Genomic DNA, 20,493 nt, shown 5'->3' with positions numbered 1-20,493 from the left:
CGTCGGCGATCACCAACCGAATGCTTACGGTCACTGAGCCTAGACTTTGCCGATATGGCCGACCCGTCGTCCGAAGGCGGCAAGTCCCTCTGGCGCCGCGACATCGCCGCACCGCTGCGCAGCTTCATCGCGACCGAGTCCGGCAGCGCGGGTGTCCTCGTCGCCGCCATCGTCGCCGCGCTGGTCTGGGCCAACGTCGACGCGGACGGGTACGAGCGGGTCTGGCGCACACAGCTCGTCATCAAGGTCGGCGGCTGGGAGCTCGCCCAGGATCTGCGGACCTGGGTCAACAGCGGGCTCATGACGCTGTTCTTCCTGGTCGTGGGCCTGGAGGCGCGGCGCGAGCTGGACCTGGGCGAGCTGCGCGACCGGCGCCGCTTCCTGCTGCCGCTCGCGGCCGGGGTCGCGGGCACGGTGCTGCCGGTGGGCATCTACCTCGCCTTCAACGCCGGCGGCGCGGGCGCGCACGGCTGGGGCGTGGCGATGTCGACCGACACCGCGCTGGCGCTGGGCCTGCTGGCGCTCGTCGGCCGGGGCGTGCCCGAGCAGGCCCGGGTCTTCCTGCTGACCGTGTTCGTCGTCGACGACCTCGTCGCGCTGATCGTCATCGCCGTGGCGTACTCCGAGCACATCGCGGCGATGCCCCTGGTCCTGGCCCTGGCGGTGTTCGGTGCGCTGCTCGGCCTGCGCGCCCTCGGGGTGCGTTCGGGGGCCGTCTACGCGCCGTTGTGCATCGTGCTGTGGTACCTCCTGCTGCGCTCCGGCGTCGACCCCGTCGTCGCCGGCCTGGCCATCGGCGTCACCGCGCCCGCGTACACCCCGGCCCGGCGCGCCCTGGAGGCGGCGAGCGGGCTGTTCAAGCTCTTCCGTGAGCAGCCGACGGCGGAGCTGGCCCGCTCGGCGTCGGTGGGCCTGACGCGCACGCTGTCGCCGAACGAGCGCCTCCAGCGGATGTACCACCCGTGGAGCAGCTACGTGATCGTCCCGCTTTTCGGCCTGGCCAACGCCGGCATCCCGATCGACGGGGCGTTCCTGGTGAAGGCGTTCACCTCGCCGGTGACGCTGGGCGTGCTCGCCGCCTACGTGCTCGGCAAGCCGGTCGCCGTCGTCGGCACGTCGTGGCTGGTCACGCGCCTGTCGCGGGGCCGGGTGCGGCCCGGGGTCGGGTGGGCGGCGGTGCTCGGCAGCGGCACGATCGCGGGCATCGGCTTCACGGTGTCGCTGCTGATCGCCAGCCTGGCGTTCACGGGCGACATGCTCGCCGAGGCGAAGCTGGGCGTGCTCGCGGCGGCGGTGCTCGCGTCGCTGCTCACCTGGGTCGTCTACCGCGTGACGGCGCTCCTGCCCAAGCACCGCCGGGTCCGGGCCCTGCTGGGCGACGCCGAGGTGCTCGTGGACCTCATCCCGCCGGTGGACGAGAGCGTCGACCACGTGCGCGGGGCGGCCGACGCGTCCGTGACGATCGTGGAGTACGGCGACTTCCAGTGCCCGTACTGCGGCCAGGCCGAGCCCGTGGTGCGCGCACTGCTCTCGGACGCCGACCTGCGGTACGTCTGGCGGCACCTGCCCCTGACCGACGTGCACCCGCAGGCCCAGCTCGCGGCCGAGGCGTCCGAGGCGGCGGCCGCGCAGGGCGCCTTCTGGCCCATGCACGACCTGCTGCTCGACCACCAGGACGACCTCAGGCCGGTGGCGCTGGTGTCGTACGCCGAGCAGCTCGGCCTGGACCGCGAGCGCTTCCACAAGGACCTCGTCCGCCACGTGCACGCGGGCCGGGTCGCGCGGGATGTCGAGTCCGCCGACCTGAGCGGCGTCGGCGGCACGCCCACGTTCTTCATCAACGGCCAGCGCCACTACGGCGCCTACGACCTGGCCACCCTCACGGAGGCGGTGAAGGTGGCCCGGGCCCGTGCCCTCATCGGCAGGTCCCCACGTATGCCGTCGAACCGCTCCGATCGTTAGGCATCTCGCCCGCGATCGTGCGCCCGCCGTCGCTGATCGTCTCCGGCTGGATCAGCGAGGTCCCGGAGGTCTGCGCGGGCACCCGCAACGAGGTCAGGACCGTGGACACCTCGTCGCCGGGCTGCAACGAGCGGGGTACGTGACAAGGTTGCACGGATACGCGATTTCGGTCGATGCCATGGTTCCCCTAGACTCGGAGCAGCAGCACAACGGCCTCGTAGCTCAGGGGATAGAGCACCGCTCTCCTAAAGCGGGTGTCGCGCGTTCGATTCGCGCCGGGGCCACCTCTTCGGCGGCCCCTGCTTCGCGGCGGGGGCCGCTTGCCGTTGGCTTCGGTGGGTTCTTCGCGCTCGCTTCGCTCGCTCCCCAGCGGGGGGCTCCGCCCACCCGCACCCCCCGGGGCCGGTGTTCGCGGTGTCCCGGGGGATCGCGCCAGGGGCGCTTCGCGGTTTCTTGCGCTCGCTTCGCTCGCTCCCCAGCGGGGGGCTCCGCCCACCCGCACCCCCGGGGCCGGTGTTCGCGGTGTCCCGGGGGATCGCGCCAGGGGCGCTTCGTGGGTTTCTTGCGCTCGCTTCGCTCGCGCTCGTCGTGCTCGGCCGGGCGAAGGGCCGCCGGACGGGCGAAGGCCCGCCGGCGGGGGAGCCGGCGGGGCTTCGTGGTCGGGAGCGAAAAGGGGTTCAGCTTGTGAGGTCGAACAGGGTGGTGTCGCCGATCGTGGTGGCGGTGTAGTTGGCCTCGACCCAGGCCGCGATCTCCGCGCTCACCCTGCTCCCGCCGTTGCCGCGCCCGCCCGGCCCGGAGCCGCCGATGAAGTAGTGGATCTTGCCCTCGCGCACGTACTGCTGGAACTGCGCGAGGCTCGGCGCCGGGTCGCTGCCGTTGAACCCGCCGATCGCCATCACCGGCAGCTCGGTCGCGAGCTGGTAGCCCGAGGCGTTGTTGGAGCCGACCGCCGCGGCCACCCAGGTGTACTTGGCGCTGCCCTGCCGCAGCGCGGCGACCACCTCGGTGCTCGGGGTCGTGGCGTTGAGCAGCCCGCCCATGCCGCCGCCACCCATGCCCCCGCCCCCGCCGGGGAAGCCACCGCGGAACGCGCCGACCCCGCCGCCGGGGAAGCCGCGACCCCTGCCGCCGAAGCCGTTGCCGCCCGCGACCGCCGGGCCCGCCGTGACGATCGAGCCGGTGTGCGCGGTCGCGGCCGTGTTCAGCGAGTAGGCGATCGGGCCGCCCAAGACCGCGAACAGGGCCAGGGCCGCGGCGGCCAGGCGCGGGCCGCGGCCGAGCCGCTGGCTGAGCAGGATGCCGGCGGCGCCCAGGGCCCCGGTGGCGAGCACGGCGACGCGCAGCCACGGGTGGAAGTCGGTCGCGCGGTTGAGCAGGATGTACGACCACACCGCGGTCACCGCCACGGAGCCGCCGAGGACCAGCAGGGCGTACAGGTCGCGGCGTCGCCGCCACAGGGTCGCCGCCCCCATGCCGGCCAGCGCGCCGATCGCCGGGGCCAGGGCCACCGTGTAGTAGTCGTGGAAGATGCCCCGCATGTAGCTGAACACGAGCGCGGTGGTGACCAGCCAGCCGCCCCACAGCACGTAGGCGGCCCTGCGCGCCGACCAGACCAGGCCCGCGACGGTGAGGATCAGCGCCGCCGGGAGCAGCCAGGACGCCTGGCCGCCGGTCTGCCCGTCGAGCAGGCGCGACCAGCCGGTCTCGCCCCAGCCACCGGCGGCGCCCCCACCGCCGCCGCCGACGCTGCCGGTCTCGTTCCCGGTGAGCCGGCCGAAGCCGTTGTACCCGAGGGTGAGCTCCAGGATCGAGTTGGTCTGCGAGCCGCCGACGAAGGGCCGCCACGACGCCGGGGTGAGCGACACGATCGCCACCCACCAGCCCGCCGAGACGATGACCGCCGCGCCCGCCACGAGCAGCTGCACCAGCCGGCGCACCCACCCGGTCGGAGCGAAGAGCAGGTAGGCCAGGCCGAACGCGGGCACCACGAGCAGCGCCTGCAGCATCTTCGTCAGGAACCCGAAGCCGACCGCGGAGCCGGCGAAGACCAGCCACCAGGTGCTGCCGCGCTCGATCGCCCGCAGCATGCCGTAGACGCCCGCGACGAGCAGCAGCATGAGCAGCGCGTCCGGGTTGTTGAACCGGAACATCAGGGTGGCGACCGGCGTGGTCGCGAGCACCGCCCCGGCGAGCAGGCCGGCGGCCGGGCCGTGCCAGCGGCGCACGGTGCAGTACAGCAGCCAGACGGTCGCGACCCCGATCAGCGCCTGCGGGGCGAGGACGCTCCACGAGCTGAGCCCGAAGATCCGCACCGCGAGGCCGGTGACCCAGAGGGCGGCCGGCGTCTTGTCGACCGTGATGAAGTTCGAGGCGTCCGAGGACCCGAAGAACCACGCCTTCCAGCTCTCGCCGCCGGCCTGGGCCGCGGCCGCGTAGAACGCGTTGCCCCAGCCGGACGCGCTGAGGTTCCACAGGTACAACGCGCCGGTGGCGAGCAGCAGGAGCACGAGGGCGGGCCGCACCCAGACGGGATCACCGGCCCGCGTCTCGGCCCGGGTCGCGGCGGGCGCCGGGGGCGCGCCCGGCGGGGTCAGCGTGGTTGTCATGCCGCTTACGCTGCGGCCCGACCCTTCCGGCGGCGTGGGGAGAAGCTGCGGACCGGCTGTGAGTCAGGTCCAGTTCGGCGCCCGGCGCTCCCGGAACGCGCCGATGCCCTCCGCCATCTCGGCCTCGTCCTGCTCCGCAACCGCCAGACCGCCCAGGACGGCCTTCGCGGCGCGCAGGGTGAGCCGGGAGCGGGACGCGATCGTCGCGGCGAGGTCGTCGACGGTCGCCGCCAGGGCGTCGTCCGGGACCACGAGGTCGGCCAGGCCCCAGCGCTCGGCGGACCGCGCGTCGAACAGGTCCGCGGTGTAGAGCAGCAGCTTCGCGCGGGCCGGCCCGACGAGCGCGGCCAGGCGGCGGGTCGGCACCGGCGGGTACACGATGCCGAGCTTGGCCGGGGTGACCCCGAAGCGCGCCGACTCGGCCGCGACCCGCAGATCGCAGGCGACGGCCAGCTGGCAGCCGCCGCCGACGCAGAAGCCGTCGATGCGCGCGATCGTCGGCCGCGGGAAGTCCGCGAGGGCCCGCTCGGCCGCGACCGCCACGCTGTCGTCGCCGGCCCGGGCGATCGCGGCGGCCTCCATGAGGTCGGCCCCCGCGCAGAACGTGCCCCCGGCCCCGGCCAGCACCAGCACGCGCACCGAGTCGTCCTTGGCGAGCGTGGCGAGGATCTCGGGCAGGGCGGCCCACATTCCGGCGCTCATCGCGTTGCGCTTGGCCGGGTTGGTGATCACGAGGGTGGCGAGCGGGCCGTCCTGGGCCAGGACGAGCTCGCCGGTCACCATTCGTGCACGGGGATGTTCGAATGCATCCTCGGAAGGTACTCCGCGAGCAGCTTGCGCATCGTGTCGTCCCGCTGCACCGGGCCGCTGCCCTCGATCGCGTGCGCGGCCTCGACCAGCCAGGCGGCGCCGTTGCGCTGGGCGAGGCAGCGGTGCTCGATGATGCCGAGCAGCCGGTCGCGGTGGCCGGGGTCGACGCCCCAGTCGTCCAGGCCCTCGTAGGCCAGCGGCAGCAGCCGGCGCAGCACCAGCTCGGTCACCGGGACCGAGCCCAGGCCCGGCCAGAACACCGAGGACTCGATGCCCAGGCGCGCCGCGGTGTGGAAGTTCTCCTCGGCCGCGCCGAACGACATCTGGGTCCACACCGGCCGGTCCTGGCTCGCGAGCCGATGCACGAGGCCGAAGTAGAACGCGGCGTTGGCCATGCTGTCCACGACCGTCGGGCCCGCCGGGAGCACCCGGTTCTCGACCCGCACGTGGGGCCGGCCGTCGACGACGTCGTAGATGGGCCGGTTCCAGCGGTAGATGGTGCCGTTGTGCAGCTTGAGCTCGCCCAGCCGCGGTGCCTCGCCGCGCTCGAGGGTGTCGATCGGGTCCTCGTCCTCGCAGATGGGCAGCAGGGCGGGGAAGTACCGCACGTTCTCCTCGAACAGGTCGAAGATCGAGGTGATCCAGCGCTCCCCGAACCAGACCCGCGGGCGCACGCCCTGGCTCTTGAGCTCCTCCGCGCGGGTGTCGGTGGCCTGCTCGAACAGCGGGATGCGGGTCTCGCGCCACAGCTCCTGGCCGAACAGGTAGGGCGCGTTCGCTCCCAGCGCCACCTGCACGGCCGCGATGGCCTGGGCCGCGTTCCAGTACGCCGCGAACTGCTGCGGCGCCACCTGGAGATGGAACTGCACGCTGGTGCAGGCCGCCTCGGGCGCGATCGAGTCGCACCGCACGTGCAGCCGCTCGACCCCGTCGATGGCGATCAGGAGGTCCTCGCCGCGGGCCGCGAAGATCTGCTCGTTCAGCAGCGCGTACCGCGGATTGGCCGACAGCACGTCGGGCGTGAGCAGGTCGCGGCGCAGCGTCGGCAGGATGCCGATCATCGCGAGCCGGGTGTCGACCTGGGCCGCGTGCTCCTCGGCCGCGTTGAGGCTCTCCCGCACCTGGGCCTCGAACCTGGCCAGCCCGTCCCCGGCGAGCCGCTGCGGGGTCACGTTGATCTCGATGTTGAACTGGCCGAGCTCGGTCACGAACGCCGGGTCGGCCAGCGTGTCGAGCACCCGCTGGTTGCGCAGCGCGGGGTCGTAGTGCTCGTCGACGAGGTTGAGCTCGATCTCGAGGCCGCTCATGCCGTCGCCGGCCTCGAACGGGTTCTCGGCGAGCATCCGGGCGAACGCGTCCAGGCAGCGGCGGACCTTGTCGCGGTACCGCATCCGGTCTTCCCGGCTGAACACGGTGGACTCGACGTCCTTGCCCATGGGGGTACACCTCCGCGTGGGGAAGCCGTGCCCTCTGGCATACCACGCTGCGCGCTTTTTTACTCCTGCCCGTCCGGTCGGCGCCGCCCGGCGGGCGGCGCCCCTGGGAAGGGCGGTCGTCGGGGGACGGCCGCCCTGGACTTCGGTGAAGTTCGTTCGTCGCTTCAGTGGTTGCTCAGCACCAGGAAGATCACGCCGGCGAAGAGCACCGCACCGAGCAGGGTCGACCACACCGCCGCCCGCACCTTGGCCAGGGCCAGGTTCCACTCGTTGCGGGCCACCTCCCGGGCCGAGGTCAGCCAGTTCTTGAGCAGGTAGATCGCGGCCACGAAGGCCACCACGGTCAGCGCGGGGTAGACCGGGTTGCCCCCGCCGGCGCCCGAGCCGGGTTCGGTCGCGCAGCCGCCGAGCGCCAGGACGGTGTTGCACGCCCAGAACCCAATCGCAACACGGCGATTGTTTACTCGGTGCTCGCGGCGCGTTAGGTTGGACATGAGCCATTCCTCCTCAGGAATCGGTTCCGACGGGCCCGTGGTGCCTGGTCCTTGCCGGGAGAGGGCGCCACGAGCCTGATGTTCTGTGGAGTGTCTTCTTCTGGACTTCGTCCGATCTTCTGCACTTCGGTGAAGTTCACCTCCTTACCAAACACGGTAGGCGCAGGGCATCCCCCACACAAGCTTTCGAGCGATCCCTCTGTATGCCTCCCGCCATCCGAAACGACGGGCTTATCCCGTGGCCCGCCGGTTTGCGGTCCCCGTATACTCATCAGTCGACCGAAGTTCGGCGAACGAAGGTGAGACGGTGCAGCCGAGCGAAACCCCACCGAACCGCGCGTTGGCGCGGTACCTTCGCGACCTTCGCAAACGCCACTGGCCGCAACTTCAGGTCACCCAGCGCCAGATCGCCGAAGCCCTGGGCGGCGCCAAGCCGCTGAGCCTGTCCGTCATCTCCTCGTGGGAGCACGACCGCACTCCGGTCACGCCGCCCGAGGGCCGCCTCGCCGGCTACGCGCGCTTCTTCGCCACCCGCCGCTCGGTCGAGTCCGACCCCGCGCGGCTGCTCGACGAGGACGAGCTCACCGACGAGGAGCGCGACAACGAGGACGCCATCCACGCGGCGCTCGCGCGGCTGCGCACCCCGGAACCCAGCGACACCGGGGCACTCGCGGCGGCGAACCCGCAGGCGGTCCTTCGCGACGGCGGCGAGATCCCGCTCGGCCCGGGTGACACCATCGGCGGCGGGACGTGGTACTTCGGCCCCGACGCCAAGCGCATCGTCATCGTGTGCGCGCGGCTGCCTGAGGACCTTCGCGAGCGGATGCCCTACGCGCACAAGAGCGACCCGGACTACGTGCGCGCCTACACGTATGCCGACGCCGACTCGGTGATCGAGCTCTTCGGTCACATCCGGGCCGTCAACCCCACCGCCGACGTGCGCATCCGCACCCACGACCGGCTGCTCGCCGACGACTACCACAGCCATCTGGTCCTGCTCGGCGGCATCGACTTCAACCCGGTCACCCGCGAGCTCGTCCAGGCCTTCGCCGACCTGCCCGTGCGTCAGCACGCCCGCAGTGCCGAGGAGGACAACGGCTACTTCGAGGTCGGTGGCCGCCGCTACGCGCCGGTCGTCGAGGTCGACGAGGAGACCGGCGCCCGCACCCTGCTCGAGGACGTGGCCTACTTCTTCCGCGGCCCGAGCCCCATGAACGTCAAGCGCACCGTGACCTTGTGCAACGGCATGTTTGGCCGTGGCACCTACGGGGCAGTGCGCGCGCTGACCGATCGCAGCTTCCGCAACCGCAACGAGGACTACCTCACCAAGCGCTTCGGCGAGGCCGTCAGCTACAGCCTCCTGTTCCGCGTCACCGTTTTCGCGGGAGAGACCTTGACCCCTGACTGGACCGTTGCGCGCAACCGGTTCCACGAGTGGCCGGACGCGGGGTGAACGGGATGGGCACGACCACCGAGGAGCAGCTCCTCGACCACGAGGGTCTGCTGTCCTCCGGCGACACGCCCGGCCCCGGGGGTCGGCGGCTCGACGCGATCGTGGTGCCGAGCGCCCGCCCGGCCTCGTCGCTCGTGCACGCCGCCGGCCTGGCCGAGGAGCTCAACGCGCCGCTGATGGTGCTGGCCAGCCGCCAGGCCCGCGCGGACGCGATCGTCCGGGAGATCGAGGACAATGGCATCGTCGCCGACGTCGTGGCGATCGACGTCGACAGCGTGCCGAAGCGGATGCCGGTGCTGGAGACGGCCGGCCTGCTCGACCGGACCCCGTTCCGCCGGGGCACCGACGTGAGCATGAAGCGCAACCTCGCGCTCATGCTGTCCCGGGCCATCGGCTGGCGGCAGGTGATGTTCCTCGACGACGACATCACCGTGCCCGACGCGCTCGACCTGCGCCGGGCCGCCGACCGGCTGCCCACCCACGCCGCCGTCGGGCTGCACATCGGCGGCATGTGGGACAACTCGGTGGTCTGCCACGCCCGGCGCGAGCTCGGCGACAAGCAGGGCACCTTCGTCGGCGGCGGGGCGCTGCTCGTGCCCGTGGACCGCAACGACGGGGCGTTCTTCCCCAACATCTACAACGAGGACTGGTTCTTCCTGCTCGACGAGGCCGGCATCCGCCCGGTCGCGCGCACGGGCCGGGCGCTGCAGCAGTGGTACGACCCGTTCGTCAACCCGGACCGGGCGCGCGGCGAGGAGCTCGGCGACACCCTCGCCGAGGGGGTTTTCGCCGCGCTGAGCCACGGCAAGCTCGAAGACGCGCTGCGGCCCGGCTACTGGGTCGACTTCCTGCAGGTCCGCCGCCGCCTCATCACCGACCTCCTGCGCCGGGCCGAGGCGACCGAGCCGGGCGAGCGGCGCGGCAACATGATCATCGCGCTCAAGGCCGCCCGGGGCCGCTCGTTCCTCATCGAGCCGCACGGGTGTGCCCGCTTCCTGCGCGCCTGGGAACGCGACCAGGCCGTCTGGCGCCGGGCGATGGACAACACCGGCGTCGACCTCGGGATCCACGGCGCGGTCGGCTACTTCGGGCTCCGTCGATCGGCCACGATCAGGCTCAACCGCACGGGCCCGGCGCCGCGCGAGCCGCGGCTCCGCCAGCAGCGCAAGCGGCTCGACGCCGCGGAGGAGGCCCGGGAGCGGAAGCTGGAGGATATCCGCCGGTAGAGATCGCGGACTATGATTGGCCCCCTCCGATACGCCTGAGGCAGCGGCGCCGACTGGCAACCACGGCGCTTGAGGTGGGGTCCGGCGTTGAGCGGTGCGACGGCCGACGCGGGGTCCGTGCTGGTGCGCCCGGCTCGCCCCGACGACCTGCCCGGGCTCGTCGCCGTCCACAGGCAGCCCCACTACTTCGCCCAGCGCCTCGCCCGCCAGCCCGGTCTGGGCATCCTGCTCGTGGCGGAGTGCGCGGGGGCGGTGGTCGGGAGCGCTTTCCTGCGCCTCGCCCCGGCCGAGGAGTGGCAGCTGCGCGAGTGGCTGCCCAAGGTGCCCGTGCTCTCGCACGTGGAGGTCGCGCCGGACTATCGCGGCAACGGCGTGGGCACCGCCATCATCCAGGCCGCCGAGGCCGAGGCCCGCGCCCGTCAGCGGCACCGGATCGTGCTCGGTGTCCGGCCCGGCGACCGGGCCGCCTACGGCCGCTACGAGCGGCTGGGTTACGTGGACTGGGGCCGCGGCCGGATCAACGCCCTCGTCGTCGAGTACGACGACGAGGGCGTCCGCAGTGTCGGTACCGAACCCTGCCTCATCATGATCAAAAACCTTCAGACGGTGAGCAGTTGACGCACGGACGGGTCCTGGAGGTCCTCGCGCGTGCCCGTGCGCACCACCTCCCCGGCGTCGAGGACGACGAAGGCGTCGGCCAGGCCGCCGGACAGGAACCCGGCCTTGTCGCGCAGCAGCGACTTCAGCGCCGGGAACACGTCCAGGGCCTCGTCCGGCGAGGGCATTGCACATCTCCGCTCACAATCGATTGTCGACAGATGCCGTTTCGTCAAACGCCCATAAATGCGACTTATCCTCGCGTACCGTCGCTAGCATGGCAGGCGGATCCGCACTTCTGAGAGTCGCCAACGTCAACCCGGCGAGCGTGCGGACCCACACCGATCGGGCGCTCTACAGCTCCATCGGGGTCTTCATCCTGCTCTACGGCGTGTACGCGATCGTCGGCGCGGCGAGCTTCGTCGACGCGTCCACGAACTACGCCCACCCGTGGTGGCAGTGGCTGGTCGGGCCGCCGGTCGCGCTGGCGGTCATCGCCTACGACCGGGCCGTGGTCGGGCGCGTCGCGGTGAACTTCGAGCAGCTGGACTCGGCCGACCCGCAGCATCTGCTGCGACGGCGCACGATCGGGCTCTACGCCGGGCGCATGCTGCTCGCGCTGCTGTTCGCCGTGGTGATCACCGAGCCGCTCATGCTCGCCCGCTACAAGGGCGAGATCGACGCGTACCTCGGCACCGTGCACAACCAGCAGCTCAGCCGGCTCGAGCAGAGCGGCGCCATCGCCACCTTCCAGCGCCAGGTCGACGCGCTGCGGGCGCAGGACGCCGCCGACGACAAGGCCGTGGCCGACCTGCACCAGCTCGCCGCCGACAAGCGCAAGGAGTCCGCGGTCATCTACGACCAGGCCCTGGCCGACTCCCGCGCCGGCGGTGTGACCCGGCGGGCCGGCTGCCCGGCCGGCGGCTACTGCGACACGCTCGTGCAGCAGTCCCGCACGCTCATGGACGAGGCCACCCGCCTCGACGGCGAGGCCGCGACGCTGCGCACCGGCCAGGAGCCGGGCCGGCAGTCCCGGGCCGACCAGGTGCGGTCGCTGCTCGTGCAGATCGCCGAGCAGCGCGGCGCGAACCGGACCTCGGTCGAGGCCGGGGCCGGCTTCGGGGCTCGCACGACCGCGATGTGGCACCTGGTGACCAGCGACTTCTGGGGCTTCGGCTTCTTCTATCTCGGCGTCGCCGCGCTGCTGGTCTGCCTCGACTGCGCCGCGGTCTGGCTCAAGCTGGTCTCGCACGGCAACGGCTACGAGCGCACCGAGGCCCGCGAGGCCCGGCGCAAGGAGCTCTCCGAGACCCGCCGACACGAGCAGGAGCTGCTGGTCACGGACCGGGCGCAGGCCCTGGCCGGCGACGGCCTGGAGACCGTGGTGGCCGAGCGGCGGCTCATGGACGCCGCCGTGAGCCGGGCCGCCGAGCGGTTGATGGCGGAACTGGAGGACCAGTCCCGACTGGTCCGTTAGGGCAGAAGTTGCCCCGATGTCTTGCTTCCGGCCCCCGCCCTGCGGGCAGACTGGGCCGGTGCATCACCGCCTGCCCGCCCGCACGTCGGTGCTGCCGCTCGTGATCGGCCTCGTGCTGGTCCTCCTGGGCGGTGTCGGGCTGGCCCGCATGGTCTGGGACGACGCCATCAACGCCTCGGCCGGCCCGCCCTCCACGGACCGTGTCGACCGCACCGCGGACCGGGCCGACCGCGCCACCGACCCGCGCGCGTCCCGCTGCGGCGGCGTCCCGCTGAGCGCGCCCCGGGAGCTGCGCGGCGTCTGGATCACCACGGTCGAGAACATCGACTGGCCCAGCCGCCCGGGGCTGCCCGCGGACCAGATCAAGCAGGAGTACCTCGGCTGGCTGGACCTCGCCCAGCGCCGCAACCTCAACGCGGTCTTCGTGCACGTCCGGCCCAGCGGCGACGCGCTGTGGCCGTCCGACTTCGCGCCCTGGTCGGAGTGGATCACCGGGGTGCGCGGCCAGGGCCCCGGCTTCGACCTGATGCAGTGGATGATCGACGAGACGCACCGGCGCGATCTGGAGTTCCACGCCTGGTTCAACCCGTATCGGGGCAGCCAGCCCGCGCCCTCCGGGGCCGGCCCGGACATCAACGCGCTCGCCCCCGACCACCCGCTGCGCAAGCACCCGGAGTGGGCGGTGGTCTACCCGTCGGTGGGCACCACCGGCAGCCGCCTGCACTTCAACCCGGGCATTCCCGAGGCGCGCAAGTTCGTCGAGGACTCGATGCTGGAGGCGGTGCAGAAGTACGACGTCGACGGCGTGCACTTCGACGACTTCTTCTACCAGTACCCGGTCGGCAAGCAGGACTACCCCGACGACGGGGCGTACCGGCAGTACGGCGGCGGCAAGAGCAAGGCCGACTGGCGCCGCGAGAACGTCAACCTGCTGGTCAAGGAGGTGAGTCAGCGGATCAAGCAGCTCAAGCCGTGGGTGAAGTTCGGGATCAGCCCGTTCGGCATCTGGCGCAACGACGGCACCGACCCGGCCGGCTCGCCGACCCGCGGCCTGCAGAGCTACGACGACATCTACGCCGACACCCGCAAGTGGGTGCGCGAGCAGTGGCTCGACTACATCGTGCCGCAGCTGTACTGGAACATCGGCTTCGACGTCGCCGACTACGCGAAGCTCGTGCCCTGGTGGGTCGACGTCGTCAAGGACACGAGGGTGCAGCTGTACATCGGGCAGGCCGACTACCGCGTCGGGCAGGCCGGCCCGTGGTCCGACCCCGCCGAGCTCGACCGCCAGCTCGCCCTGAATCGCAAGTACGCCCAGGTCACCGGCAGCGTCCACTTCAGCGCCAAGAACCTGCGGGCGGACGCGCTCGGCTCCGTCTCGAAGTACGCCGGCGACTTCTACAGCACGCCCGCGCTGCCGCCGCTCATGCGGTGGCTGCCGAACAAGGCCCCGGCCGCACCCACCCTGTCCACCGCGGCCGACGGCGACAACGTGAAACTGACCTGGAAGGGCCCGGGCGTCTCCGCGGCCGTCTACCGGGTCGACGGCAGCGCGGCCAAACTCGTCGCCACCCGGCGCGGCGGCGACGGGGAGTTCACCGGCCCCAAGGGCACGTACTGCGTCACCGCGCTCGACCGCTCCTGGAACGAAAGCGCTCCGGCGGGGTGATCACCGCTCATCCGGCCGCCCCGAAGGCTGTCGGCCATGAGCAGCTTCATCTCGGAACAGGACTTCACGACGCCGGCGCACATCCGCCTGGATCCCGTCGCGCCCGAGCGGCCCCCCGCCGCCCGCGCGACGCGGACCCTGCCGCTGGCCATCGTGTTCCTGGCGGCGGTGTGGCTGGTGGTGTCGGCGGTGCCGTTCGGGTACATCGGGGCGGGCCGCTACGACATCTTCTGGAGCGACGCGGTGACCGGCATCGCGCTCGCCGTCGCGACCCTGGTCCGGCTGCTCAAGCCGGGCGCGGCCGGGTTCACCCCGATCATCGGCGGGCTCGCCGGATGGGTGCTCATCGCGCCGCTGGTGCTGCGGTTCGGCTGGTCGGCCTCGACCGCCAACGACATCGCCGTGGGCCTGCTCATCCTCACGTGCGCCGCGTTCGGCCCCGAAGAACGGGCCTGAGACGCGGGCGGGCCGCCCCGAAATCGGGGCGGCCCATCTGCGTCGCGAGTGCGATCAGCGGTCGAACGCGTCGGCGACGTTGCGCCCGGCGTCCTTCACGTGATCGCCGGCCTGCTTGGCCTTCGCGGCGGCGCGCTCAGCGGCGCCTTCGGCCTGCAGCCGCTCGTTGTCGGTCATGTCGCCGTACTTCTCCTTGGCGGCACCCTTGAGCTCTTCGGCCTTGTGCTCGACCTTGTCCGTGAAACTCATCGCACATCCCTTCCACGTATTCCGGTCACGCCTTGCTGATGAGTGGTTGCCCGGCCGGGCGCGTTCGCAAACGTAGCCGCCGTCCCAGCGTCGTCACGCCCGTCACGGTGAACGACAGCGCGATCCCCAGCCCCGCGGCCGCGAGCGGGTTGCCGGTGAAGACGTTCCCGCCGAGGTAGCCCAGGCCGGCGATGTAGACGCTCCACAGCACGGCCCCGGCGGCCAGGGCGGGCAGCAGGCGTCGCCGCGGGAACCGCGCGTAGCCGCTCACCAGGGCGACCGTGGTGCGCCCGAGGGGCACGAACCGGCCGCCGGCGACGATCGCCCCGCCGTGCCGGTCGAGCAGCCGCGAGACCCAGCCGACGGCCTTCCACGAGCGCTCGCCGCGCAGGAGCCGCTCGACCAGCCGCCGCCCGCCGCGCCGGGCCACCTCGTGCATGAGCACGTCGCCGACGAACACGGCGGTGATCGAGGAGAGCAGCACGACGGCCAGGTGCAGGTGCCCGCTCGCGGCGAGCGCCCCGCCCGCGATCACGCTCGTCTCCGCCGGTACCGCCGGGATCAGGCAGTCCAGCACCAGCAGCACGAAGATCACCAGGTAAGCCCAGCCGGCCATCGCCTCCATGCCGTCAACCGTGCCGTCCGCGGGCCGCGAAATCAGCGGTGCCAGCCCGCCGATCGGCAGGGGGGTTTCCCCTACCCCGCCCGGTCGCGAACGACGAAGAACTCGAAGACCCGCGGGTCGTGGAAGGCGGTCAGCTCCGTGATCAGTCCGCCCTCGACGCGGATGACCCCGACGGCGAAGGGGCGCTCCACCGTCTCGCCCGGCGGCGTGTGGTAGACGAGCATCGCCGGGTCGCGATTGGCGCGGGTGAGCTCGGCGCGGACCCGCCCGACGTGGAACGGCGAGCCGGGCGGGACGCTCTGCGCGAGCGTGGTGGCGATGGCGTCCCGGCCGAGGTACCACATCGGCAGCGGCGGCATCACCGCGCGCGCCTCGTCGGCGAGCAGCCGCGCCATGCCCCGCACGTCGGCGCGCTGGAAGGCGTCGACGTACCGTCGCAGCACCTCCTGCTCGTCCGGGTCGGGCCCACGCTCGGGCGTCCAGTCGTCGCCGCGCTCCGGCAGCCGCTCGCGGAGGGTCGCCCGGGCCCGTTGCAGGGCGCTGTTGACCGCCGGAACCGTGATGTCGAGCAGCCCCGCGGTCTGCGCCGCCGACCAGCCGAGCACGTCCCGTGCGACGAGCACGGCCCGCTGCCGCGGCGGCAGGTGCTGCAGCGCGGCCAGGAACGCGAGCTCCACCGTCTCCCGGGCGACCGCGCGGGTCTCCGGGTCGGCGTCGAGCACCCGGTCCGGCAGCGGCTCCAGCCAGGCGACGTCGGCGCGCGGGGGCCGGTCGTCGCCGGGGCCGGACGGCGGCCCGAGGTCCATCGGCAGGATGCGGCGTTGGGCGCTCTTGAGCACGTCGAGGCAGGCGTTGGTGGCGATGCGGTAGAGCCACGCCCGCACCGACGAGCGCCCCTGGAACGCGTCCCAGCCCTTCCAGGCCCGCAGGAACGTCTCCTGCACCAGGTCCTCGGCCTCGTGGTAGGAGCCGAGCATCCGGTAGCAGTGCAGCTCCAGCTCCCGCCGGTGCGGCTCGATTTCGCTCAGGTCCATGCGAGCCTCCTCTTCCCTCCGTGCGAGATTAGGACGATGTGGGCCGAGTTTCGTGAGCGCGTGCTGCTGGAGGACGACGCGATCCTGGTGCTGGACAAGCCGGTGGGCGTCTCCGTGATGGGCGAGCGGCACGAGTCCGACCTGGTCCGCATGGCCGCGGACGCCGGCGAGCAGCTGTTCCCGGTGCACCGCATCGACAAGGTCACCTCGGGCGTGATCCTGTTCGCGAAGGACCTGGCCGCGCACGGGGGCCTGACGCGGCAGTTCAACAAGTGCACGGTGGAGAAGGCGTATCTGGCGGTGACGGCCCCGGGCGACCTGCCGCCGTCCGGCCGTGTCGAGCTGCCGCTGAGCGTCGGGCGCAAGAACCGGGTCCGGATCGCGGCGCCCCGGGAGAGCATCGTGCTCACCGACGGCACCTGGAGCGTGCCGGCGTCGGCGGTGTTCGACACCGTGCCGACGTACCCGTCGACGACGACCTTCACCGTGCGCGCCCAGACCCCGCAGCGCGCGCTGCTGGAGGCGTATCCGCACACCGGCCGCCGCCACCAGATCCGCGTGCACCTGGCCTGGATCGGCCACCCGATCGTGGGGGACCCGCTGTTCGAGAAGAACCCGGCCGGCCGCACCTTCCTGCACTCGTGGCGGCTGTCGTTCGACCACAACGGCGCCCGGGTGACCGTGGAGGCGCCGATGCCGGACGAGTTCGCGCAGGCCGCGGGCGCGTAGCGGACGCGGAGAATCACAGCCGGGGCACAGGTTCGCCGCACGTTGCCGGAAGGTGCGGGCCCGAGGCTTCGCCGCATGAGCAGTGTGACGCTTCCTCGCGCGGTCGGCGGGGGCGCCGGCAACACCGGCGCCGTCCTCGACGTCGTCATCCCGGTCTACAACGAGCAGGCCGGTCTCGCGCCCTGCGTGCGCCGCCTGCACCGGCACCTGGCCGAGAGTTTTCCGTTCCCCTTTCGCATCACCGTCGCCGACAACGCCAGCACCGACGGCACGGCCGCGGTGGCCCGGGCGCTCAGCCAGGAGCTGGACGGCGTGGAGGTGCTCCGGCTCGCCGAGAAGGGCCGCGGCCGCGCGCTGAAGCAGGCCTGGTCCGCCTCCGACGCGCCCGTGCTCGCCTACATGGACGTCGACCTCAGCACCGACCTCAACGCGCTGCTGCCGCTGGTCGCGCCGCTGCTGTCGGGCCACTCCGACGTGTCGATCGGCTCCCGCCTCGCGCGCGGGTCGCGGGTCGTGCGGGGGCCCAAGCGCGAGTTCATCTCCCGCAGTTACAACCGCATTCTTCGGACCACCCTGAGCGCCGGCTTCTCCGACGCGCAGTGCGGCTTCAAGGCCCTCCGCCGGGAGGTCGCCGAGCAGCTCCTGCCGCTCGTCGAGGACCCCGGCTGGTTCTTCGACACCGAGCTGCTCGTGCTCGCCCAGCGCGCCGGCCTGCGCATCCACGAGGTGCCGGTCGACTGGATCGACGATCCTGACAGCCGGGTCGACATCGTCGCGACCGCCGTCGCCGACCTCAAGGGCATCGTGCGGCTGGGCCGGGCGCTGGTCACCGGCAAGGTGCCGGTCGCCGCGCTGCGCAGCCGGCTCGGGCGGGCCCCGCTGGTCGAGGGCGTCCCCGCCGGGATGCTGCCGCAGCTGCTGCGCTTCGGCGGCATCGGCGTGCTCTCCACCGTGGCGTTCCTGGTCCTCTACGCCCTTCTGCGCCCGGCGCTCGGGGCCCAGGCGGCGAACTTCGTGGCGCTGCTGAGCACCGCGATCGCCAACACCGCGCTCAACCGCCGGCTCACGTTCGCCATCCGCGGCGGTGAAGGCGCGATCCGCCACCAGCTCCAGGGCCTGATGCTCTTCGCCCTCGGGCTGGCACTCAACGCGGCCGCGCTCGCCGCGCTGAACATGGCCGCGCCGCGGCCCGCGCACGCGGCCGAGCTCGTGGTGCTCCTGGTCGCGAACGCGGTCACGACGCTGCTGCGGTTCATCCTCATGCGGGTGTGGGTCTTCCGCGCGCCCTGAAGGACGCGCCCGCCGAGAAGCCCGAGTTACCGACAAAACTGGTCAAGTCTGACACGCCGGAGTCGCCCGTACGATACCGTCAAATGTGGTGAAAGCGGGATTTCTTCATGAAGTGCGCGACGGCGTCACGCCGCGCGCGGGTGCGCTGGTCCTCGCGGTCCTGGCCCTGCAGATGGCGTTCATCGCCAGCTACATCGGGGCCTTCCACGAGCCGACCCCGCACCGGATTCCTGTGGCCGTCGCCGCGCCCCCCGAGGCGCTCGACGACCTGGTCGGCAAGCTCGACCGGCTGCCCGGCGAGCCGCTGGACGCGCGACCCGCGTTCAGCGAGGACGCCGCACGCCGGATGATCGACCAGCGCGAGGTGTACGGGGCGTTCGTCGTCTCCAACACCGACGCCACCGATCGGCTCATCATCGCCAGTGCCGCCGGCGCGAGCGTGGCCACCGTGCTCGAGCAGATCATCACGCCGCTCGAGGACGCCCAGGAGCGCGCCTTCACGACCGAGGACGCGCGCCCGGCCCTGCTCGGCGACGCCCGCGGTCTCTCCGGCTTCTACCTCGCGCTGGGCTGGGTCGTGGGCGGATACCTGGTCGCCCTCGCGGTGAGCATGAGCAAGGGTGCCCGCCCCGCCAACCCGCACCGGGCCCTGGTCCGGCTGCTGTCCCTGGCGGTCTACTCGGCCGTGTCCGGCGTCGGCGGCGCCTTCGTCGCGGGCTCGCTGTTCGGGGCCCTGGACGGCCACTTCGCGCAGCTGTGGTGGTTCGGCGCGCTGCTGGTGTTCGCCGCGGGCTGCTGCACGATGGCGCTGCAGGCGGCGTTCGGTTTCGTCGGCACCGGCCTGACGGTCCTGCTCTTCGTGGTCCTCGGCAACCCGAGCGCGGGCGGCGCCTACCCGGCCCCGCTGCTGCCGCCGTTCTGGCGGGCGATCGGGCAGTGGCTGCCGCCGGGCCTGGGCACCGAGGCGATCCGCGGCATCGTGTACTTCGACGGTGCCGGCGTGCAGCGCGCGGCGATCGTGCTCGGCGGGTACGCGCTCTTCGGCCTCGTCGGCACGCTGCTGGTGGCCCAGATCGCCCAGCCCCGTCAGGTGGTCATCACGCCCGGGCAGAGCCTGGTCCCGTCCGGTCGCCGCGACCCGGTGCCGTCGTCCCGTTCGTGACCGAAATGTCGGGCGCTGCGCGCCGCGACATTTCGCATTTATGCCCAGCCGGGGTATAGATCCGATACGTCGCGGCGCGAAGCGCCCGACTTGTCGGTCGTCACGCCATCTCGAACAGCATGCACGTCGACGTGGCGTGCGCGATCAGTGCGCCGCGGCCGTCGGTGATCTGGGCCTGGGCCAGGGCCGTGCGCCGCCCCTTCGACAGCACCGTCCCCTCGCACGTCAGCACGCCGGAGGCGATCGAGGCCGGGCGCAGGAACTTGGTGGTGAGGTCGAGCGTCGTGTACCCCACGCCCGCCGGCAGGGTCGAGTGGACCGCGCAGCCCGTGGCGGTGTCCAGCAGGGTGGCCAGCACCCCGCCGTGCACGGTGCCGAGGGGGTTGTAGTGGTACTCCTGCGGCTCCAGCGTCACCGTGACGCGCCCCTCCTCGGCGTCGAGGCGCCCGGTGCCGAGCAGGTGCATGATCGGTGGGGCCGGCAGCTCGCCGCGGTTCATGGCCCGCAGCAGCTCCAGCCCGCTGCGCCGGCCCAGCTGCTCCGCGTTGAGCATTGGGTCGGACCACGAGAACGTGCGGCTGCGGAGGTCGCCCTCGGTCTGGGTCATGGCCCCAGCCTCGCGGCCCGAGGCTAAGTCTGTCAACAGGACTCAGCCCCGGGTTAGCCTGACAGCATGAGACCCAGGGCACTCGAGTGGTCCGTGGAGAACTGCACGATCGGGCGCGCGATGGCGATCCTCGGGGAGCGGTGGACCCTCGTCGTGCTCCGGGAGGTCTTCAACGGCATCTTCCGCTTCGACGACATGCGGGAGCGCACCGGCATGCCCCGGCAGGTGCTCACCAACCGGCTCGGCGTGCTCGTGGCCAACGGGATCCTGCGCCGGGTGCCCTACCGCGAGCCCGGGTCGCGGGCCCGCGACGAGTACCGCCTCACCGAGAAGGGCTTCGACCTCTACCCGCTGCTCGTCGCCGTGCGCGAGTGGGGCGACCGGTACCTCGCCGACCCGGGCGGCCCGCCGCTGGAGACCGTCCATCGCGACTGCGGCGCCCACGTGCACGCCACGCTCGTGTGCGAGGCCGGGCACCACGAGGTCGCACCCCGTGACGTCGTGCCGCGGCCCGGACCCGGGGCAATTCGGCGCACGCCCGCCAAAATCTAGTGCCCGGCGTCACGCACCGTGCGTGAAGTACGACCGATCTGTTGACAACGGAACGC

The 20,493-nt window shown here is 72.4% G+C and carries 21 protein-coding genes and 1 tRNA gene; 13 read left to right on the top strand and 9 right to left on the bottom strand.

The genetic code is table 11. The features are described 5' to 3' along the window. Nucleotides 1–54 precede the first annotated feature (54 nt). From nhaA to ACQP2P_RS43395, 3 genes are all read left to right on the top strand, one after another. Entirely contained in the window at nt 55–1,962 is a 1,908-nt protein-coding gene (gene nhaA / locus ACQP2P_RS43405; protein ID WP_433611141.1) for a Na+/H+ antiporter NhaA, read from the top strand. A 17-nt stretch (nt 1,963–1,979) separates the two neighbouring features. Continuing rightward, nucleotides 1,980–2,105 carry a hypothetical protein gene (locus ACQP2P_RS43400; protein WP_433611139.1) on the top strand — a complete coding sequence of 42 codons (126 nt, stop codon included), beginning with the start codon at nt 1,980–1,982 and terminating at the stop codon, nt 2,103–2,105. Nucleotides 2,106–2,173: 68 nt separating this feature from the next. Then, nucleotides 2,174–2,246, top strand: a tRNA-Arg gene (locus ACQP2P_RS43395). 393 nt (nt 2,247–2,639) lie between these two features. On the opposite strand, the gene ACQP2P_RS43390 is transcribed toward ACQP2P_RS43395, so the two are convergent. The 4 genes from ACQP2P_RS43390 to ACQP2P_RS43375 form a co-directional block, all read right to left on the bottom strand. After that, nucleotides 2,640–4,571, bottom strand: coding sequence for an ArnT family glycosyltransferase (locus tag ACQP2P_RS43390; protein ID WP_433611137.1), 1,932 nt, complete (start codon nt 4,569–4,571; stop codon nt 2,640–2,642). A gap of 63 nt (nt 4,572–4,634) precedes the next feature. Next, the gene (locus ACQP2P_RS43385) at nt 4,635–5,354 is read right to left on the bottom strand and encodes an enoyl-CoA hydratase/isomerase family protein (RefSeq protein WP_433611135.1); all 720 of its coding nucleotides are present in this window, start codon (nt 5,352–5,354) and stop codon (nt 4,635–4,637) included. Continuing rightward, nucleotides 5,348–6,817, bottom strand: a complete 1,470-nt coding sequence (locus ACQP2P_RS43380; RefSeq protein ID WP_433611133.1) for a glutamate-cysteine ligase family protein — start codon at nt 6,815–6,817, stop codon at nt 5,348–5,350. Before ACQP2P_RS43380 ends, ACQP2P_RS43385 begins: the two co-directional genes overlap by 7 nt. Before the next feature lie 164 nt (nt 6,818–6,981). Continuing rightward, nucleotides 6,982–7,311, bottom strand: coding sequence for a hypothetical protein (locus tag ACQP2P_RS43375; protein ID WP_433611131.1), 330 nt, complete (start codon nt 7,309–7,311; stop codon nt 6,982–6,984). A gap of 307 nt (nt 7,312–7,618) precedes the next feature. Here ACQP2P_RS43375 and ACQP2P_RS43370 point away from each other — a divergent pair, with 307 nt between their 5' ends. From ACQP2P_RS43370 to ACQP2P_RS43360, 3 genes are all read left to right on the top strand, one after another. Further along, entirely contained in the window at nt 7,619–8,764 is a 1,146-nt protein-coding gene (locus ACQP2P_RS43370) for a helix-turn-helix domain-containing protein (RefSeq protein ID WP_433611129.1), read from the top strand. A gap of 5 nt (nt 8,765–8,769) precedes the next feature. Next, nucleotides 8,770–9,990 (top strand): hypothetical protein, encoded by a 1,221-nt coding sequence (locus tag ACQP2P_RS43365; protein ID WP_433611127.1) that lies wholly within the window; start codon nt 8,770–8,772, stop codon nt 9,988–9,990. 87 nt (nt 9,991–10,077) lie between these two features. Next, nucleotides 10,078–10,608 carry a GNAT family N-acetyltransferase gene (locus ACQP2P_RS43360; RefSeq protein ID WP_433611125.1) on the top strand — a complete coding sequence of 177 codons (531 nt, stop codon included), beginning with the start codon at nt 10,078–10,080 and terminating at the stop codon, nt 10,606–10,608. On the opposite strand, the gene ACQP2P_RS43355 is transcribed toward ACQP2P_RS43360, so the two are convergent. Continuing rightward, nucleotides 10,590–10,775, bottom strand: coding sequence for a hypothetical protein (locus ACQP2P_RS43355; RefSeq protein WP_433611123.1), 186 nt, complete (start codon nt 10,773–10,775; stop codon nt 10,590–10,592). The two genes, ACQP2P_RS43360 and ACQP2P_RS43355, sit on opposite strands and share 19 nt — an antisense overlap. Nucleotides 10,776–10,864: 89 nt before the next feature. On the opposite strand from ACQP2P_RS43355, the gene ACQP2P_RS43350 reads away from it, so the two are divergent. Genes ACQP2P_RS43350 through ACQP2P_RS43340 form a run of 3 tightly spaced genes read left to right on the top strand, consistent with a single transcriptional unit; the run spans nt 10,865 to nt 14,189 of the window. After that, on the top strand, nt 10,865–12,064 hold the full coding sequence (locus ACQP2P_RS43350) for a DUF4407 domain-containing protein (protein WP_433611121.1): 1,200 nt from the start codon (nt 10,865–10,867) through the stop codon (nt 12,062–12,064). 58 nt (nt 12,065–12,122) lie between these two features. Continuing rightward, nucleotides 12,123–13,733 carry a glycoside hydrolase family 10 protein gene (locus tag ACQP2P_RS43345; protein WP_433611119.1) on the top strand — a complete coding sequence of 537 codons (1,611 nt, stop codon included), beginning with the start codon at nt 12,123–12,125 and terminating at the stop codon, nt 13,731–13,733. 36 nt (nt 13,734–13,769) lie between these two features. Beyond that, the gene (locus ACQP2P_RS43340; protein ID WP_433611117.1) at nt 13,770–14,189 is read left to right on the top strand and encodes an SPW repeat domain-containing protein; all 420 of its coding nucleotides are present in this window, start codon (nt 13,770–13,772) and stop codon (nt 14,187–14,189) included. Nucleotides 14,190–14,243: 54 nt separating this feature from the next. Here ACQP2P_RS43340 and ACQP2P_RS43335 read toward each other — a convergent pair whose 3' ends face one another. The 3 genes from ACQP2P_RS43335 to ACQP2P_RS43325 form a co-directional block, all read right to left on the bottom strand. Beyond that, nucleotides 14,244–14,438, bottom strand: coding sequence for a CsbD family protein (locus tag ACQP2P_RS43335; RefSeq protein ID WP_433080946.1), 195 nt, complete (start codon nt 14,436–14,438; stop codon nt 14,244–14,246). 25 nt (nt 14,439–14,463) lie between these two features. Then, nucleotides 14,464–15,063, bottom strand: coding sequence for a DedA family protein (locus tag ACQP2P_RS43330; protein ID WP_433611115.1), 600 nt, complete (start codon nt 15,061–15,063; stop codon nt 14,464–14,466). A 71-nt stretch (nt 15,064–15,134) separates the two neighbouring features. Beyond that, complete coding sequence (locus ACQP2P_RS43325; protein WP_433611113.1) at nt 15,135–16,097, bottom strand: sigma-70 family RNA polymerase sigma factor; 963 nt, start codon at nt 16,095–16,097, stop codon at nt 15,135–15,137. A 36-nt stretch (nt 16,098–16,133) separates the two neighbouring features. On the opposite strand from ACQP2P_RS43325, the gene ACQP2P_RS43320 reads away from it, so the two are divergent. From ACQP2P_RS43320 to ACQP2P_RS43310, 3 genes are all read left to right on the top strand, one after another. Further along, nucleotides 16,134–16,826, top strand: a complete 693-nt coding sequence (locus ACQP2P_RS43320; RefSeq protein ID WP_433611111.1) for an RluA family pseudouridine synthase — start codon at nt 16,134–16,136, stop codon at nt 16,824–16,826. A 75-nt stretch (nt 16,827–16,901) separates the two neighbouring features. Then, entirely contained in the window at nt 16,902–18,116 is a 1,215-nt protein-coding gene (locus ACQP2P_RS43315) for a glycosyltransferase (protein ID WP_433611109.1), read from the top strand. Between the two features lie 112 nt (nt 18,117–18,228). Beyond that, complete coding sequence (locus ACQP2P_RS43310; protein WP_433611107.1) at nt 18,229–19,278, top strand: hypothetical protein; 1,050 nt, start codon at nt 18,229–18,231, stop codon at nt 19,276–19,278. Nucleotides 19,279–19,378: 100 nt separating this feature from the next. Here the strand turns inward: ACQP2P_RS43310 and ACQP2P_RS43305 are convergent, their stop codons facing one another. Next, the gene (locus ACQP2P_RS43305) at nt 19,379–19,885 is read right to left on the bottom strand and encodes a PaaI family thioesterase (RefSeq protein ID WP_433611105.1); all 507 of its coding nucleotides are present in this window, start codon (nt 19,883–19,885) and stop codon (nt 19,379–19,381) included. Between the two features lie 66 nt (nt 19,886–19,951). Between ACQP2P_RS43305 and ACQP2P_RS43300 the strand changes: the two genes are divergently transcribed. Further along, entirely contained in the window at nt 19,952–20,437 is a 486-nt protein-coding gene (locus ACQP2P_RS43300; RefSeq protein ID WP_433611103.1) for a winged helix-turn-helix transcriptional regulator, read from the top strand. Nucleotides 20,438–20,493 lie beyond the last annotated feature (56 nt).

It is taken from the genome of Dactylosporangium sp. CA-139114 (assembly GCF_050955725.1).
Lineage (GTDB): Bacteria > Actinomycetota > Actinomycetes > Mycobacteriales > Micromonosporaceae > Dactylosporangium.
The sequence above is the reverse complement of the archived record's forward strand: the minus strand, read 5'-3'. Positions and strand labels throughout refer to the sequence as shown.